Here is a 16,422-nt window from a genome sequence, read left to right on the forward strand (position 1 = left end):
CTCCGGCCGTTCGTTCGTCGTCACGCGTCAGACGAGTTCTTCCTCCCGCCGTCCGCGCAGCAGCATCAGGCCCAGGTACACCACGGTCGAGGTGCCCAGGCCGACCGCCCAGCCGTAGTCGGCGAGCGGCTCAAGGGCCGGGATGGGCCGGCCGTCGATCAGCGGCTTGAAGCTGGCGCCGCCGACGGCGAGCACCCCGCCGGTCACGAAGGCCGCCACGGCCCGCCAGTTCCAGCCGCTCTCGTACCAGTAGCGGCCGCCCGAGCGGTACAGGTCGGTCAGGTCGAGCTTTCCGCGGCGCAGGATCCAGTAGTCGGCGATGAGGATGCCGGCGACCGTGCCGAGGAGACCGCCGACGAGGCCGAGCCAGGTGAAGATGTAGCCCTGCGGGTCGGAGTACAGCTTCCACGGCATGATCACCACGCCGAGCACACAGGTGACGAGCGCACCGGCGCGGAAACTGATCTTCCTCGGCGCGATGTTGGAGAAGTCGAACGCCGGGGACACCAGGTTGGCCGCGATGTTCACGGACAGGGTCGCCACCAGCACGGTGACCAGCGCGAACAGCAGTCCGACCACGTTGTCCGTCTTGGCGGCCAGCTGTACCGGGTCCCAGATCGTCTCGCCGTACACGGCCTGCGAGCCGGAGGTCACCAGCACCGACAGCAGCGCGAACAGCGTCATCGTGGTCGGCAGGCCGAGCGCCTGCCCCCAGGTCTGCGCCTTCTGCGACTTGCCGTAGCGGGTGAAGTCCGGGATGTTCAGCGACAGCGTGGACCAGAAGCCGATCATGCCCATCAGGGACGGCCAGAACAGCTTCCAGAAGTCGCCGCCCCAGCCGAGCTTGGAGGGCTGGTCGAGCAACGGACCGAAACCGCCTGCCTTGTTGCTCATCCAGATCAGCATCACGATCGCGCCGACGAGGACGAAGGGCGCCGCCCAGTTCTCGAAGCGGCGGATCGTCTCCATGCCCCGGTAGATGATCGCGACCTGGATCGCCCAGAAGATCGCGAACGACAGCCACATGGTCCAGGCGTAGCCGCCGATCTTCCCGGCGTCGCTCCAGCCGTTGCCGATCAGCTTCCCGGCGAGGAAGTAGATCGCCTCGCCGCCGATCCAGGTCTGGATGCCGAACCAGCCGCACGCCACCAACGCCCGTACGACGGCTGGCAGGTTGGCGCCGCGGACGCCGAAGGAGGCCCGGGCGAACACCGGGAAGGGGATACCGTACTTCGGTCCCGCGTGCCCGGTGAGCAGCATCGGGACCAGCACGATCACATTGGCCAGCGCGATGGTGAACACCGCTTGTTTCCAGTCCATGCCGACGGCGATGAGACCGGAGGCCAGCGTCCAGGACGCCGTGTTGTGGGCCATGCCGACCCACAGCGCGGAGAAGTTGTACGTCGTCCAGGTGCGCTTCTCGACGGGAACCGGGAGCAGGTCCTCGTTGGCGAAGGGGCCGCTGGGCTGCGGCGAACCAGGGGCGATCTCCACCCGGCCGTCGGCGAGGGTGACTTGGGAGGCGGGCGGTATGGCCGTGGGAGCGGTGTCGGTCATGGGCAGGCCAATCAAACGAGGGGCGGATCCGGAAAGGCCGTGCGGGGTCTCCGGCCCCCTCCCCGGGAACAGCGGGGAGGGGAGAACTGGAGTGGGGGGACGGGGAGTCGGTTCTGGGTGAGGCTCAGCCGTTGACGGCGGGGATCACCGTCGTGCCGTACACGTCGATGACCTTCTCCTGCGCGTCGTGCATGTCGTAGACGGCGAACTGGTCGACGCCCAGCGCGCGCAGGGCGTTCAGCTTCTCGATATGCTTCTCGACCGGTCCGATCAGGCAGAACCGGTCGACGATCTCGTCGGGCACGAACTGGGTGTCGGGGTTGTCGCTGCGCCCGTGGTGGGAGTAGTCGTACCCTTCGCGGGCCTTGATGTAGTCGGTGAGTTCCTCGGGGACCTGGGAGGAGTGCTCGCCGTACTTCGACACCAGGTCGGCGACGTGGTTGCCGACCATGCCGCCGAACCAGCGGCACTGGTCCCGGGCGTGGGCGAGCGCCTCGGGCGAGTCGTCGTCGGTGACATAGGCCGGGGCGGCGACGCAGATCCTCACCTCGGACGGGTCGCGTCCGGCGGCGACGGCGGCGTCCTTGACGGCCTTCACCATGTACTCGGTGAGATAGAGGTCGGCGAGCTGGAGGATGAAGCCGTCGGCCTCCTCGCCGGTCATCTTCAGCGCCTTCGGACCGTACGCGGCCATCCAGACGGGGAGTTCGGCGCCCTCCTTGATCCAGGGGAACCTGACGACCGTGCCGCCGAGGTCCGCCTCCTGGCCCGAGCCGAGCGCCCTGATCACCTTCATGGCGCCACTGATCCGGGCGAGCGTGTTCGGGGTGCGGCCGGCGACGCGCATCGCGGAGTCGCCGCGGCCGATGCCGCAGACCGTGCGGTTGCCGAACATGTCGTTGAGGGTGGCGAAGGTGGAGGCGGTGACCTCCCAGGTGCGGGTACCCGGGTTCGTCACCATCGGGCCGACCGTCAACGTGCTGGTGTTGGCCAGGATCTGACTGTAGATCACGAACGGCTCCTGCCAGAGCACGGCGGAGTCGAAGGTCCAGCCGTACGTGAAGCCGCTCCGCTCGGCACGCTGCATCAGCTCGACGACCTTCGAGGCCGGCGGGTCGGTCTGCAGAACGAGTCCGAAGTCCATGTGCGCCCTTCCTAGTTGAGGTACTGACAGGTGGAGCGCGGGGTGTAGACGCCGTGACCGGCGTGTCCGGTGTACTCCCGCTCGGTGATGACGAGTTCGCCCCGCGAGAGGACCGTCTCGACGCGGCCGGTGAGGCGCTTGCCCTCGTACGCCGAGTAGTCGACGTTCATGTGGTGGGTCTCGGCGGAGACGGTCTGCTCGGCGTGCGGGTCGTAGATGACGACGTCGGCGTCGGCGCCCGGGGCGATGGTGCCCTTCTTCGGGTACATGCCGAACATCCGGGCCGGGGTGGCGCAGGCGATCTCGATCCAGCGCCGGCGGCTGATGTGACCGTCGACCACGGCCTGGTGGAGCAGGTCCATCCGGTTCTCGACGCCGGGAAGGCCGTTGGGGATCTTCGAGAAGTCGCCCCGGCCGAGCTCCTTCTGGCCCACGAAGCAGAAGGGGCAGTGGTCCGTGGACACCACCTGGAGGTCGTTCGTCCTGAGGCCCTGCCAGAGCTTCGCCTGGTGCTCCTTGGGCCGCAGGGGCGTGCTGCACACGTACTTGGCGCCCTCGAAGTCGGGCTCGGCGAGGTTGTCCGTGGACAGGAACAGGTACTGCGGGCAGGTCTCGCCGAAGACGTTGAGGCCCTCGTCGCGGGCGCGCGCCAGCTCGGCGACCGCCTCCGCCGCCGAGACGTGCACGACGTAGAGCGGGGCCCCGGCGACCTGCGCCAGCTTGATGGCCCGGTGGGTGGCCTCGGCCTCCAGGAGCGCCTTGCGGACCTCGCCGTGGTACCGCGGGTCGGTCTCGCCGCGCGCCAGCGCCTGCTCGACCAGGACGTCGATGGCGATGCCGTTCTCCGCGTGCATCATGATCAGCCCGCCGTTCTCGGCGGAGCGCTGCATGGCGCGCAGGATCTGGCCGTCGTCGGAGTAGAAGACGCCCGGGTAGGCCATGAACTGCTTGAAGGAGGTCACCCCCTCCTCGACCAGCAGGTCCATCTCCTTGAGCGTCTCCTGGTTCACATCGGAGACGATCATGTGGAAGCCGTAGTCGATCGCGCAGTTGCCCTCCGCCTTGGCGTGCCAGGCGTCGAGGCCCTCGCGCAGGGTGTGGCCGACGCTCTGCACCGCGAAGTCGACGATCGTGGTCGTACCGCCCCAGGCGGCGGCCCTGGTGCCGGTCTCGAAGGTGTCGGAGGCGAAGGTGCCGCCGAACGGCAGCTCCATGTGGGTGTGGGCGTCGACCCCGCCCGGGATCACGTACTTCCCGGTGGCGTCGATGACCTGCTCGGCGGTCCAGGCCTCGGCGGCCGGGGTGCCGGAGGCGGCGAGGGCGGCGATACGGCCGTCCTCGATCAGGACGTCGGCGTGGATCTCGTCGGACGCGGTGATGACGAGTCCGCCGCGGATGATTTTACGGCTGCTCATGTTCCGGCTCCGGAGAGGTAGTTGGTCGGGTGCGGGTCGATGGTGGTTGATCGCGCTCACGCGGCGGAGCCGCATGGGTTGCAGCCCCCCGCCCCCAGGAAAAAGACCTGGAGTGCGGGGAACTGCGAGGTCACGGCGCTGTCAGCGGACCGTAGGCCTCCGGGCGGCGGTCGCGGTAGAACTGCCAGCGGTCGCGGACCTCGCGGAGCTTGGCCAGGTCCAGGTCGCGGACGACGAGTTCGCTCTCCTTGTCGCTGGCCACCTCGCCGACGAACTGGGCCTCCGGGTCCACGAAGTAGGAGGTCCCGTAGAAGTCGTTGTCGCCGAGTTCCTCGATGCCGACCCGGTTGATCGCGCCGACGAAGTACTCGTTGGCGACGGCCGCCGCCGGCTGCTCCAGCTGCCACAGGTAGGCGGACAGTCCGCGCGAGGTGGCCGAGGGGTTGAAGACGATCTCGGCGCCCTCCAGCCCCAGCGCGCGCCAGCCCTCGGGGAAGTGGCGGTCGTAGCAGATGTAGACGCCGATCTTCCCGACGGCGGTGTCGAAGACGGGCCAGCCCACGTTCCCGGGACGGAAGTAGAACTTCTCCCAGAACCCGTTGACCTGGGGGATGTGGTGCTTGCGGTACTTGCCGAGGTAGGAGCCGTCGGCGTCGATCACGGCGGCCGTGTTGTAGAGGACGCCGGGCTGCTCCTCCTCGTACATCGGCAGCACGAGGACGATGCCGTGCTCGCGGGCGAGTGCCTGGAAGCGCTGGACTATGGGTCCGTCCGGGATCTGCTCGGCGTACTCGTAGAACGCCGGGTCCTGTACCTGGCAGAAGTACGGCCCGTAGAACAGTTCCTGGAAGCACAGAACCTGAGCGCCCTGAGCCGCCGCGTCGCGGACCGCCTGTTCGTGTACCTGGATCATCGATTCCTTGTCGCCGGTCCAGGCAGTCTGGAAGACGGCGGCGCGGATCACTCTGCTCATCGGGACCTCCGGTCACTCGGTGTGCGAGGAGCTTAGGAAGGCCGGAAGACCCATTTGAGTTGCACCGTGTCACGTCTGCGGGAGCCCGGCGTGCCACCGTGTCACGTCTGCTTGGGCTCATGTTTCACCGCCGTTTTCCCAGGTCGTCACATATTTCAGGCCTGTTGCACGTCGTGCGCGAGCAGGGCGATGTGCACCGAGGCGGCCTGTTCGAAGTCATCGAGGTCCACGCCGAGCCGCCCCTGTATCGCCTCCAGACGGCGGTACAGCGCGGGCCGGGAGACATGGTGGAGTTGCGCGGTGCGCGACTTGTTGCGGCCGGTGGCGAGGTAGGTGCGCAGTACGGCGAGCAGGTCGTCGCCCGCCGCGCCGCACAGCAGCCCGTCCAGCTCCCGCTCCGCGAAGGACTGCACATGCGGGTCGTCCCGCAACAGCCGTATCAGACCGCGCAGATGGACGTCCCGGAGCCGTACGACGGCCGGCAGATCGAGGGCGGCGGCGGAGTCGGTGACGGCGTCCGCGACATGCTGGGCCTCGCGCAGCCCGGCCGGGACGTCGTCCCAGACGGTGCGCGGGTCGGCCGCCGCGACGACCGTGCGGGTCTCCCCCGACTCGGTGCGCAGCCGGGCCGCGAAGTGTGCGGCGAGTGCCTCGGCATCCTGGTCGCGGGCGAGGCTGAGCAGTACGGCGGTCGCCCCGTCGGCCAGCTCCGCGACCAGTCCGGGCAGTCCCAACAGCCGTAGCATCCGCTCCAGTTGGGCGGGGTCACCGTCGCGCACGACGAGCGGCACGAAGGTGCGCCGGTTGACGGGCAGTCCGGCCGCCCGGGCGCGCGGCAGCAGCTGCCGGGCCGGTACGACCCCGGAGACCAGGTCGGTGAGCAGGCTCTCCGCGGACTGCTCCTCCCAGGTGTGGGCGGAGCTTCCGGCGAGCATGCGGTGCAGGACGAGGGCCTCGGCGGCCCGGTCGGCGAGCAGCCGTCCGCCGGCGGTGTCGCCGCGGTAGCCGCAGAGCATGATCTGGCCCCATCGCTCGCCGCGCCCGCCGAGTTCGGCGCGGATCCAGCCGTCGCCCTCGCTGCCGCCGGCCTGCCGGGCGATGCGCTCCCAGTCCCGCAGGACGTCGTCGACGGCCGACCGCTCCCCCGCCGTGGCGAGTACCCGGTGGGCGAGGTTGGTGACGACGACGGGACAGCCGGTGTGGTGGGCGATCTGGTCGAGCAGCCGTTGCAGCGGCGCTCCGGCGGTGATCAGCCCGGTCAGTGCGGTCCTTACGGCCTCGGAGAGGCTGACGGCGGCGAACTTCCGCCGTACGAGCCGCGACTGGACCTCCTCGGTCAGTTCGGCGAAGGGGAACGGCCGGTGCAGGACGACCATGGGCAGTCCGCACCGGTCCGCGGCGCGCCGCATCACGTCCGGCGGGGCGGGGAAGGCGCGCCCCAGGCCGAGGACCACGGCGGCGGCCTCGGCCCGGTGCAGCGAGCGGATGTACTCGGCCTGCGCGGCCTGGTCACCGGCGAGCAGCACGCCGGTGGTGAGGACCATCTCGCCGCCGCTGAGCATCACGCCGACGTCGGCGGCCTCGGCGACGTGCACCCAGCGCACCGGCCGGTCGAGCTGGGCCGCTCCGGCCACCACCTCGGGTTCCCCGGCCAGGACCCGTTCCAGGGACAGGACCTGACGGACCGACAGAGCGGGTTCCAGGGGCTCGACGGGCCCCCAGGTCTCCAGGATGGTGGTCATGGCGGTGTTCCCTTGCTCGACCGGCGCGTGGCTCACGCCGGTGCTATTGCGTGCTCCGCAGCGCGCTCTCCAGGATCGCGGCGCCCTCCTCGGCCTCCGCGACGGTCAGGGACAGCGGCGGCGCGATCCGCAGGGCACTGGTGTCGTGCCCGCCGCCCTTGCCGATCAGCAGGCCGCCCGCGCGGGCCGCCTCCAGGACGGCTGAGGCCCGGTCCGGGTCGGCGCGGTCGGTGCCCGGCTTGGTCAGCTCGACGCCGATCATCAGCCCGCGCCCGCGTACCTCGCGGACGCCCGGGTCCTGGGCGGTGGCGGCCCGCAGCCGTTCGATGAGCAGGCCGCCGACCCGCCGGGCGTTGCCCTGGAGGTCGTGTTCGAGGAGGTAGGTGAGGTTGGCGAGGCCGGCCGCCATGGTGAGCTGGGTGCCGCCGAAGGTGGAGATGCTGTTGGCGTCCAGGCAGTTCATGATCTCGGCGCGGGCGACTACACCGCCGATGGAGGAGCCGTTGCCGATGCCCTTGGCGAAGGTGACGATGTCCGGCGGGCCGCTGCTGCCGTGCGCCTGCCAGCCCCAGAAGTGGTCGCCGGTGCGTCCCCAGCCGGTCTGCACCTCGTCGGCGATCCACAGGATGCCCCGCTCGTGCAGGACCTCGCGGAAGGCCGCGTACAGGCCGTCCGGGGGCGAGGTGAAGCCGCCGACGCCCTGGACCGGCTCGGCGATGAGGGCGGCGGGCGGGCGGGTGTGCCCGAGCAGGTCCTTCAGGTCGGCTACGCAGGCCGCGATGAACTCGTCGTCGCTCAAGGCGGCGAAGGGGCCGCGTCCGCGCACCCCGCCGTGCACGTAGAGGGTCTGCAGCGGGGACAGCGAGGTCGGGGACCAGCCGCGGTTGCCGGTGATGCCGACCGCGCTGAAGGAACGGCCGTGGTAGCTGTTGCGCATCGCGAGGATCGTGTTGCTGCGCCGGTAGGTGGTGGCGAGCATCAGGGCGGTGTCGTTGGCCTCGGTGCCGGAGGTCGTGAAGAACACGCGCGCGTCCGGGATGCCGCTCAACTTGGCGACCCGCTCGGCGAGTTCGACCATGGGCCGGTTGAGGTACAGGGTGGAGGAGTGGACGATGCGCCCGGCCTGCTCGCTCACCGCCTTGGTGACCTCGGGCAGCGCGTGCGCGGTCATGGTGGTGAGGATGCCGCCGAAGAAGTCGAGATAGCGGTTGCCTGCGACGTCCCAGACGTGCCGGCCCTCCCCGTGGGTGATCTCCAGGGGCTCCTCGTAGTAGAGCGCAAGCCAGTCCGGCAGGACGCTCCGGTGACGCGCGTACAGGTCGCTCACGGCTGCACCAGCCCTTCGTAGGCGTCGGGGCGGCGGTCGCGGTAGAAGGCCCACTGCTGCCGCACCTCTTCGATCAGGTCGAAGTTCAGGTCGCGGACGACGAGTTGCTCGCTCCTGTCGCTCGCGATCTCGCCCACGAACTGCCCTCGCGGGTCGACGAAGTACGACGTCCCGTAGAAGTCGTTGTCCCCGTACTCCTCGATTCCCACACGGTTGATCGCGGCGATGAAGTACTCGTTGGCGACGGCGGCGGCCGGCTGCTCGAGGCGCCAGAGGTAGCTGGACAGGCCCCGGTGGGTGGCGGAGGGGTTGTAGACCAGCTGGGCGCCGTTGAGGCCGAGCTGCCGCCAGCCCTCCGGGAAGTGGCGGTCGTAGCAGATGTAGACGCCGATCCTGCCGACGGCGGTGTCGAAGACGGGCCAGCCCGCGTTGCCCGGCTTGAAGTAGTACTTCTCCCAGAAACCCTTCACCTGCGGGATGTGGTGTTTGCGGTACTTGCCGAGGTAGCTGCCGTCCGCGTCGATCACGGCCGCGGTGTTGTAGTAGAAGCCGGACTGCTCGACCTCGAAGACCGGGACGACGATCACCATGCCCGTCTCGCGCGCGAGATCCTGCATACGGCGCACGGTCGGCCCGTCCGGGACCGGCTCGGCCCAGCGGTAGTGCTCCGGCTCCTGCACCTGGCAGAAGTAGGGGGCGTTGAAGACCTCCTGGAACCCGATGACCTTCGCGCCCTGCCGGGCCGCCTCGCGGGCGTGCTCCTCGTGTTTCGCCACCATGGACCCGGTGTCGCCGGTCCAGGTGGCCTGGACCAGTGCGGCACGTACGACGTTCGGCATGAGCTGCTCCTTCGACAGGACGTCAGAGCCTCTACGCCCGTAGACGAAGGTCGTAGAGGGACGAACGTAAGCCTCCGGGAGGGGCTTGCCAAGACCATCGTCGTTAACCCGCCGAGTCGATCGCGTTTCACACTCACGCGGGCGAGCCGCGGTGCGTACGGCGTATCCGGCCGGACCGGCGCTACGCGGTGAAGCCGGCCACTCGCAGGGCGTGGACCAGGTCCCAGCGGCACTGTTCCGAGACGGCCCGGGCGGACTCCAGCAGCAGCGGGATCAGGGTCCGGGGCTCGGGGGCGGCGCTGCGGGCGGCCTCCTCGGGGGTGCGGACGCGGACGTAGGCGTCGAGCAGGGCGCGGGCCTCGCGCCGGCGGCCCGCGCGGGCCAGGTCCAGCACGGCCTGTCCGATCTCGCCGGCGGGGCGGGCGACGCCCTGCCGCAGGATCTGCTCGCCGTCGGCCGTCCGCCCCACGGCGGCCAGCGCGTCGGCGGCGGCCACCAGCCGGTCGGCGGGCAGCGAGGCGGCCTCCCACAGCAGCGTGGTCCAGTCGGCGTCGAGCCCGGCGCGCCGCAGCTCGGCCGCGAGCAGCGGGATCCGCGCGGCGGGCCAGTACGCCAGCTCGACGAGCAGCGCGTGCGCCTCGCCGCTGCGGCCCTCCCGGCGCAGCCCCACCAGCCGCTCCACCACCCGCACGGTCTCCTCCCGCGCCTCGGCGTCCAGCGCCTCCCGCTGCGGCTCGGCCTTGCGCTCCGCCCGCTCGCCGGCCCCGGCGAACCGCGCGCCCCGGGGCGTACGCCGCCCGGAGGCCGCGGGCGCGGCGGGCACCGGCTCGGGCCCGGCGGCCTGCGGTACGGCGACGGAGGCGTCCCCCTCCTCCACCATCCCCGCGAACCGCGCACCGCCACGGCGACGCTTGCGCTGCTTGGCGAGCGGGGCCGGTGCGTCCTGTTCCGGTACGGCGGCCTCGGCGACGGCGGCCGGCTCACTGTCGTATGCAGAAACCGTGGGCCCTGCCGGGGCCTCGGTGCCGTACTCCGCACCGGTGTGGTGCGCCTGCTCGCTGTGCGCGGAGTCGCCCCCGTGCAGCGATTCCGCGCCCCGGAACTGCCCGCTGCCCGTCCTGCGGTCCAGCTCGGACATCCGGTAGCGCAGTTCGGCGCAGCGCGCGACGGCGCGTTCGTGGTCGTCGTGGGCCCAGGCGAGGTCGAGGCGGAGGGCGTCGGCGTCCTCGCGGGTGGCCGCGCCGGCCAGCATGCGGCCCAGCTCGGCCTGCCGTTCGGCGGCGTAGCGCTGCTCGCGAAGCATGACGTCGAGGCGGTCGCCGAGGACCTCCCGGCCGCCGGGACGCCCGTCGTACGCGACGAACGCGGCGGAGTGGAGCCGGCGGGCGCGGTCCGCCTCCTGTACGGCTGCGGGGGTCCCGTACCCGGCGGCGAGGTCCTGGAGAAGTGCCTGCACCACGTCCCAGGGCGGCACCTCACGCCCGTCGAGGCAGGCCTGCATGCCGTCGGGGTCCCGCTGCCAGAACACCGCGCACCAGCCCGCGCCGTGGTCGAGGCGCGCCAGCAGCTCGCTCAGGTAGTTCGCGAACTCCTTCACCTGTCCCGGGAGTTGATCCACAGCCATTGCTCAACTCCCGCTCGACGGAACACTCCGGACCGTAGAAAACACCAGTCGTGTTACAGCGGGGCTACAACGAGCTTTCCATGCGGACGCGACGTAAGCCCTTACCCGCTCTTGACCCGTTCCGTCCCTCAGACCCCGGCAAGGACACACCGCCCGGCGAGGTCGTCCATGGACAGCCCGAGCGCGCCGGCGAGGGCGGCGACGGTGAAGAAGGCGGGGGTCGGGGCCCGGCCGGTCTCGATCTTGCGGAGGGTCTCGGCGGAGATGCCCGCGCTCGCCGCGACCTCGGTCATGCTCCGGCCGCCGCGGGCCTCGCGGAGCAGCCGCCCGAGCCGCTCGCCGCGTTCGCGTTCTTCTGGGGTCAACGGGTTGCGTACCATGCCGCCATTCTAATACCGGCGTAGAAACCGGTATAGTAATTGCGGTAAAGTAATTGGCATGGTGGAACTGAAGACGGACACATCGATCGACGCCATGTACGAGGCCGGCCAGGTCGTCGCACAAGCCCTGACAGCGGTACGCGAGGCCGCCGACGTGGGCGTCTCCCTGCTGGAACTGGACGAGCTGGCGCACGATGTACTGCGCAGGGCGGGCGCGACCTCCCCCTTCCTCGGCTACCGCCCCTCCTTCGCACCGGTGCCCTTCCCGGCGGTGCTCTGCGCCTCGGTGAACGACGCGATCGTGCACGGCATCCCGACCGGCTACCGGCTGCGCGACGGCGACCTGCTCTCGGCGGACTTCGGCGCGGAGCTGAACGGCTGGGCCGGCGACTCGGCGCTCAGCTTCACCGTCGGCACGGCCCGCGCCGCGGACGTCCGCCTGGTCGAGACGGCGGAGCGCGCCCTGGCGGCCGGTATCGAGGCGGCGGTGGTCGGCAACCGCATCGGCGACATCGCCCACGCGATCGGCTCGGTGGCCCGCGCCGCGGGCTACGGCATCCCACAGGGCTTCGGCGGCCACGGCATCGGCCGCCGTATGCACGAGGACCCCCCGGTCCCCAACGAGGGCCGCCCCGGCAGGGGCTTGCGCCTGCGCCACGGCATGGTCCTGGCGATCGAACCCATGCTCATCGCGAGCGGCAACGACGGCTACCACGAAGCCCCCGACGGCTGGACCCTCAAAACGAACGACCGCTCGAGAGCGGCCCACGCGGAACACACGGTGGCGATCACGGAAGCGGGCCCGCGCATTTTGACGGAACGCTAGCCGTACCCACCCAGGGGCGCGGGGCTGTATCGATGTGCGGCTCCGCCGCGTGGGCGCGAGCAACCACACACAACCCGCACCCGCCGTACGACCGCGCCCCGCAGGACATGCCGCGCCTCCCCACCCATGCCACCCTGAACTAATGACCAGCGGCAATCCCAGCCCGGACGGCGACGGAGACCCCTTCGGCGACTTCCTCGCCCGCTTCTTCGGCGGCCCCCGCCCCGGCCCCCGCCAGATCAACATCGGCCAGCTCCTCAGCCGCCCGGCACGGGAGCTGGTACGCGGCGCTGCGAGATACGCCGCCGAACACGGCAGCCGCGACCTCGACACCGAGCACCTGCTGCGCGCGGCCCTCGCGGCGGAGCCGACCCGCGGTCTGCTCACCCGGGCCGGCGCCGACCCCGACTCCCTGGCGACGGAGATCGACAACCGCGCCGGCCCGGTCCAGCACCCGCCGGGAGAGGTGCCGCCGCCGACCTCGCTGTCCCTCACCCCGGCCGCCAAACGCGCCCTCCTGGACGCCCACGACCTGGCCAGGTCGCGCGGCGCCGGCTTCATCGGCCCGGAGCACGTGCTCGGCGCCCTCGCCTCGAACCCGGACTCGGCGGCCGGGCACATCCTCAACGCGGCCCGGTTCGCACCGAACGGCCTGCCGCCCGAGGCCCCGGAGAGCACGCAGGCCCACCCTGAACGGCAGCGGCCCACCGGCACGCCCACCCTGGACAAGTACGGCCGCGATCTCACAGACCTCGCGCGCCAGGGCCGTATCGACCCGGTGATCGGCCGGGACGACGAGATCGAGCAGACGATCGAGGTGCTCTCCCGGCGCGGCAAGAACAACCCGGTGCTGATCGGCGACGCGGGCGTCGGCAAGACGGCGATCGTGGAGGGGCTGGCGCAGCGCATCGTGGACGGCGACGTGCCGGAGGTGCTCGACGGCCGCCGGGTGGTCGCCCTGGACCTGGCCGCCGTGGTCGCGGGCACCCGCTACCGCGGCGACTTCGAGGAGCGGCTGAACGCGATCGTGGGCGAGATCAGCGCCCACTCCGACCAGCTGATCGTGTTCATGGACGAGCTGCACACGGTGGTCGGCGCGGGCGGGGGCGGCGAGAGCGGCTCGATGGACGCGGCCAACATCCTCAAGCCGGCGCTGGCCCGGGGCGAGCTGCACATCGTGGGCGCGACGACGCTGGAGGAGTTCCGGCGGATCGAGAAGGACGCGGCGCTCGCCCGCCGCTTCCAGCCGGTCCTCGTGCCCGAACCGTCCGTCGCGGACGCGATCGAGATCCTGCGCGGGCTGCGCGACCGCTACGAGGCCCACCACCAGGTCCGCTACACCGACGAGGCGCTGGTCGCGGCCGTGGAGCTGTCGGACCGCTATCTCACCGACCGGCGGCTGCCCGACAAGGCGATCGGCCTGATCGACCAGGCCGGTGCCCGGGTGCGGCTCGGCGCCCGTACGAAGGGCACGGACGTACGGGCCATGGAGCGCGAGGTGGAGCAGCTCGCCCACGACAAGGACCAGGCCGCGGCGGACGAGCAGTACGAGCAGGCCACCCGGCTGCGCGACCGCATCGCGGAGCTGAGGCAGCGCATCACGGACGCCTCGGGCGAGGACACCGCCGACGAGGGACAGCACCTGGAGGTCACCGCGCAGGCCGTCGCCGAGGTGGTGTCGCGGCAGACCGGCATCCCGGTCGCGCGCCTCACCCAGGAGGAGAAGGACCGGCTGCTGGGCCTGGCGGAGCATCTGCACGAGCGGGTGGTCGGCCAGGAGGAGGCGGTACGGGTCGTCTCGGACGCGGTGCTGCGCTCGCGCGCCGGGCTGGCGAGCCCGGACCGGCCGATCGGCAGCTTCCTGTTCCTCGGACCGACCGGCGTCGGCAAGACGGAGCTGGCCCGCGTGCTCGCGGAGGCCCTGTTCGGCAGCGAGGAGCGCATGGTCCGGCTCGACATGAGCGAGTACCAGGAGCGGCACACCGTGAGCCGGCTGGTGGGCGCGCCGCCCGGGTACGTCGGTCACGAGGAGGCCGGTCAGCTGACGGAGGTCGTCCGGCGCCACCCGTACTCCCTCCTCCTGCTCGACGAGGTGGAGAAGGCGCACCCGGACGTCTTCAACATCCTGCTCCAGGTCCTGGACGACGGCCGGCTGACCGACGCGCAGGGGCGCACGGTCGACTTCGCCAACGCGGTGATCGTGATGACCAGCAACCTGGGTTCGGAGGCGATCTCCCGGCGCGGGCCCGGCATCGGCTTCGGCCCGGGCGGTGCCGAGGCCGACGAGGAGGCGCGCCGGGAACAGATCCTGCGCCCGCTGCGCGAGCACTTCCGGCCGGAGTTCCTCAACCGCATCGACGAGATCGTCGTCTTCCACCGGCTCACCGGCGAACAACTGCGGCGGATCACCGGCCTGTTGCTGGAGAGGACCCGGCGGCTGCTGCACGCGCAGGGCATCGGCGTCGAGTTCACCGACGCGGCCGTCGACTGGCTGGCCGAGCGCGGCCACCAACCCGAGTACGGTGCCCGCCCGTTGCGCCGGACCATCCAACGGGAGGTCGACAACCGGCTGTCCCGGCTGCTGCTCGACGGCCGGGTGAAGGACGGCGACCTGGTGCGGGTGGAGGTCGGGGACGGACAGCTCGCGTTCCGCACGCAGCCGTCCGTCCCCACGGCCGAACTATGAGACGGAGTGCACCACCTGGCTATGAGGCGGGGTACACCACCTGTGCCGAACCGCCGCCACGCCGTACGGTCTCGGCGGCGGCCAGCCACTTGCCGCCCGGCAGCCGCTGCACACCGGTGGCCGCGCCGATCTCGGGGTTCAGCCTGAAGGAGTGCCCGATCTTCTCCAGCCGGGTCCTCAAGTCGCTGTTGTAGAGGCCGGGTTCGAGTTCGGTCTGGGCGGCGTTGCGCTGGCTGGCGCGCGGTGCGGCGATCGCGTCGACGAGCGGCAGGCCCCGGTCGACGAACTCGGTGAGGGTCTGCAGCACGGTGGTGATGATGGTCGCGCCGCCGGGCGAACCGAGTGCCACCACGGGCTTGTTGTGCCCGTCGAGGACGATCGTGGGCGAGATGGACGAGCGCGGCCGCTTGCCGGGGCCGGGCAGGTTCGGGTCGTGCACGGCCGGGTTGGCCGGGGCGAAGGAGAAGTCGGTCAGCTCGTTGTTGAGGAGGAAGCCGCGGCCGGGGACGGTGATGGCGCTGCCGCCGGTCTGCTCGATGGTGAGCGTGTAGGAGACGACGTTCCCCCACTTGTCGGCCGCCGTGAGGTGCGTGGTGTTCTCGCCCTCGTACGTGGTCGGGGCCGCCGTGCCACCGGTGTCGCAGGCGGCCGGATGCCTCGGGTCGCCGGGCGCCACCGGGCTGGTGAGGACGGCGTCGTCCTTGATCAGGCAGGCCCGCGAGTCGGCGTACTTCTGCGAGAGGAGTTCCTTCGTCGGTACGTCCTCGAAGGCGGGGTCGCCGACCCAGCGCCCGCGGTCGGCGAACGCGATCCGGCTGGCCTCGATGTAGCGGTGCAGGTACTGGACCTCGCTCGCCTTCGAGAGGTCCGTCCTCTCCAGGATGTTGAGGGCCTCGCCGACCGTGGTGCCGCCGGAGGAGGAGGGCGCGATGGAGTACACGCCCAGGCCGCGGTACGACGTCCTCGTGGGCGCCTGGAGCTTGGCGCGGTAGGCGGCGAGGTCGGCGGCGGACAGCTTGCCGGGACGTGCCTTCCAACCCGAACCCGGGTCCACGGGCGGGTTGTTGACCGTGTCGACGATGTCCTCGCCCAAGTCGCCCTTGTAGATGGCGGAGACGCCCTTGCGCCCCAGCTCGGCGTAGGTCCGCGCCAGGTCCGGGTTCTTGAACGTCGAGCCCGTCACGGGGAGTTGTCCGCCGGGCAGGAACAGCTTCGCGGTGGCCGGAAAGTAGCGGAAGCGGGTCTCGTTGGCGGCGGTCTGGGAGCGGAAGGTGTCGTCGACGGTGAAGCCGTCGCGGGCGATGCGCTCGGCGGGCTTCAGGACCGTGCCGAGCTTCTCGCTGCCCCACCTGGACAGCGCGGTCGACCAGGTCGCGGGCGTGCCCGGGGTGCCGACACCGAGGCCGCTGCTGACGGCGTCCGCGAAGGCGAGCGGGGCGCCGTTCTCCAGGAAGAGGCCGGAGTCGGCGGTCAGCGGGGCGGTCTCGCGGCCGTCGATGGTGTGCACCGTACGGGACTTGGCGTCGTAGTAGACGAAGTAGCCGCCTCCGCCGATGCCGGAGGAGTAGGGCTCGGTGACCCCGAGGGCGGCGGCGGTGGCGACGGCCGCGTCGACGGCGTTGCCGCCTTTGCGCAGCACCTCGATGCCGGCCGCCGAGGCGTCGGCGTCGACGCTGGCCACGGCGCCGCCGTAGCCGACGGCGACGGGGACCTTCTCGACCGCCGGCCCCCGGGCGGCGGGCGGCGCCGCCGCCCCCACCGAGACCACGGCGGCCAGGGCCGCCAGGACCGACAGTTTCCGCGCGACACGGCGACGCATCCGTACCTCCAGTCCAGGAACGTCCGCGCAGCGTAACCGCATTCAGGGGGCCTCGACAGGCACCTTCCGGGCACTGTCATACGACTGCCA

The 16,422-nt window shown here is 71.2% G+C and carries 12 protein-coding genes; 2 read left to right on the forward strand and 10 right to left on the reverse strand.

Translation table 11 applies throughout. From position 1 onward, the window contains the following. Positions 1 to 27: 27 nt before the first annotated feature. The 9 genes from ACFPIH_RS00105 to ACFPIH_RS00145 form a co-directional block, all read right to left on the reverse strand. A complete protein-coding gene (locus tag ACFPIH_RS00105; RefSeq protein WP_381165869.1) occupies positions 28 to 1,557 on the reverse strand; it encodes an NCS1 family nucleobase:cation symporter-1 in 1,530 nt (509 codons plus the stop codon). 124 nt (positions 1,558 to 1,681) lie between these two features. Beyond that, complete coding sequence (locus ACFPIH_RS00110) at positions 1,682 to 2,701, reverse strand: TIGR03842 family LLM class F420-dependent oxidoreductase (protein ID WP_381165871.1); 1,020 nt, start codon at positions 2,699 to 2,701, stop codon at positions 1,682 to 1,684. Between the two features lie 11 nt (positions 2,702 to 2,712). Next, positions 2,713 to 4,116: a dihydropyrimidinase gene (hydA, locus tag ACFPIH_RS00115; RefSeq protein WP_381165873.1), complete on the reverse strand. Its 1,404-nt coding sequence runs from the start codon at positions 4,114 to 4,116 to the stop codon at positions 2,713 to 2,715. 130 nt (positions 4,117 to 4,246) lie between these two features. Further along, positions 4,247 to 5,089, reverse strand: coding sequence for a nitrilase-related carbon-nitrogen hydrolase (locus ACFPIH_RS00120; protein ID WP_381165875.1), 843 nt, complete (start codon positions 5,087 to 5,089; stop codon positions 4,247 to 4,249). Between the two features lie 155 nt (positions 5,090 to 5,244). Then, positions 5,245 to 6,831: a PucR family transcriptional regulator gene (locus ACFPIH_RS00125; RefSeq protein ID WP_381165877.1), complete on the reverse strand. Its 1,587-nt coding sequence runs from the start codon at positions 6,829 to 6,831 to the stop codon at positions 5,245 to 5,247. A 43-nt stretch (positions 6,832 to 6,874) separates the two neighbouring features. Continuing rightward, on the reverse strand, positions 6,875 to 8,158 hold the full coding sequence (locus tag ACFPIH_RS00130) for an aspartate aminotransferase family protein (protein WP_381165879.1): 1,284 nt from the start codon (positions 8,156 to 8,158) through the stop codon (positions 6,875 to 6,877). Continuing rightward, positions 8,155 to 8,997 carry a nitrilase-related carbon-nitrogen hydrolase gene (locus ACFPIH_RS00135; RefSeq protein ID WP_381165881.1) on the reverse strand — a complete coding sequence of 281 codons (843 nt, stop codon included), beginning with the start codon at positions 8,995 to 8,997 and terminating at the stop codon, positions 8,155 to 8,157. Before ACFPIH_RS00135 ends, ACFPIH_RS00130 begins: the two co-directional genes overlap by 4 nt. A gap of 181 nt (positions 8,998 to 9,178) precedes the next feature. Continuing rightward, complete coding sequence (locus ACFPIH_RS00140) at positions 9,179 to 10,621, reverse strand: hypothetical protein (RefSeq protein WP_381165883.1); 1,443 nt, start codon at positions 10,619 to 10,621, stop codon at positions 9,179 to 9,181. A gap of 128 nt (positions 10,622 to 10,749) precedes the next feature. Then, a complete protein-coding gene (locus ACFPIH_RS00145) occupies positions 10,750 to 11,001 on the reverse strand; it encodes a helix-turn-helix domain-containing protein (protein ID WP_381165885.1) in 252 nt (83 codons plus the stop codon). Positions 11,002 to 11,059: 58 nt separating this feature from the next. On the opposite strand from ACFPIH_RS00145, the gene map reads away from it, so the two are divergent. Both map and ACFPIH_RS00155 read left to right on the forward strand, forming a co-directional pair. After that, complete coding sequence (gene map, locus ACFPIH_RS00150) at positions 11,060 to 11,827, forward strand: type I methionyl aminopeptidase (RefSeq protein WP_381165887.1); 768 nt, start codon at positions 11,060 to 11,062, stop codon at positions 11,825 to 11,827. Positions 11,828 to 11,969: 142 nt separating this feature from the next. Continuing rightward, entirely contained in the window at positions 11,970 to 14,513 is a 2,544-nt protein-coding gene (locus ACFPIH_RS00155) for an ATP-dependent Clp protease ATP-binding subunit (RefSeq protein ID WP_381165889.1), read from the forward strand. 19 nt (positions 14,514 to 14,532) lie between these two features. Here ACFPIH_RS00155 and ggt read toward each other — a convergent pair whose 3' ends face one another. Continuing rightward, on the reverse strand, positions 14,533 to 16,332 hold the full coding sequence (gene ggt / locus ACFPIH_RS00160) for a gamma-glutamyltransferase (protein WP_381165891.1): 1,800 nt from the start codon (positions 16,330 to 16,332) through the stop codon (positions 14,533 to 14,535). Positions 16,333 to 16,422 lie beyond the last annotated feature (90 nt).

The sequence above is a fragment of the Streptomyces vulcanius genome (genome assembly GCF_042653945.1).
GTDB classification, from domain to species: Bacteria; Actinomycetota; Actinomycetes; order Streptomycetales; family Streptomycetaceae; genus Streptomyces; species Streptomyces mangrovi.

Excerpts from the sequence above, each read along its gene's own strand:
- ACFPIH_RS00135 (WP_381165881.1), bottom strand. The coding sequence starts at position 8,997 with ATGCCGAACGTCGTACGTGCCGCACTGGTCCAGGCCACCTGGACCGGC.
- ACFPIH_RS00120 (WP_381165875.1), bottom strand. The coding sequence starts at position 5,089 with ATGAGCAGAGTGATCCGCGCCGCCGTCTTCCAGACTGCCTGGACCGGC.
- map (WP_381165887.1), top strand. The coding sequence starts at position 11,060 with ATGGTGGAACTGAAGACGGACACATCGATCGACGCCATGTACGAGGCC.
- ACFPIH_RS00145 (WP_381165885.1), bottom strand. The coding sequence starts at position 11,001 with ATGGTACGCAACCCGTTGACCCCAGAAGAACGCGAACGCGGCGAGCGG.
- ggt (WP_381165891.1), bottom strand. The coding sequence starts at position 16,332 with ATGCGTCGCCGTGTCGCGCGGAAACTGTCGGTCCTGGCGGCCCTGGCC.
- ACFPIH_RS00110 (WP_381165871.1), bottom strand. The coding sequence starts at position 2,701 with ATGGACTTCGGACTCGTTCTGCAGACCGACCCGCCGGCCTCGAAGGTC.
- ACFPIH_RS00155 (WP_381165889.1), top strand. The coding sequence starts at position 11,970 with ATGACCAGCGGCAATCCCAGCCCGGACGGCGACGGAGACCCCTTCGGC.
- ACFPIH_RS00105 (WP_381165869.1), bottom strand. The coding sequence starts at position 1,557 with ATGACCGACACCGCTCCCACGGCCATACCGCCCGCCTCCCAAGTCACC.
- ACFPIH_RS00125 (WP_381165877.1), bottom strand. The coding sequence starts at position 6,831 with ATGACCACCATCCTGGAGACCTGGGGGCCCGTCGAGCCCCTGGAACCC.
- hydA (WP_381165873.1), bottom strand. The coding sequence starts at position 4,116 with ATGAGCAGCCGTAAAATCATCCGCGGCGGACTCGTCATCACCGCGTCC.
- ACFPIH_RS00140 (WP_381165883.1), bottom strand. The coding sequence starts at position 10,621 with ATGGCTGTGGATCAACTCCCGGGACAGGTGAAGGAGTTCGCGAACTAC.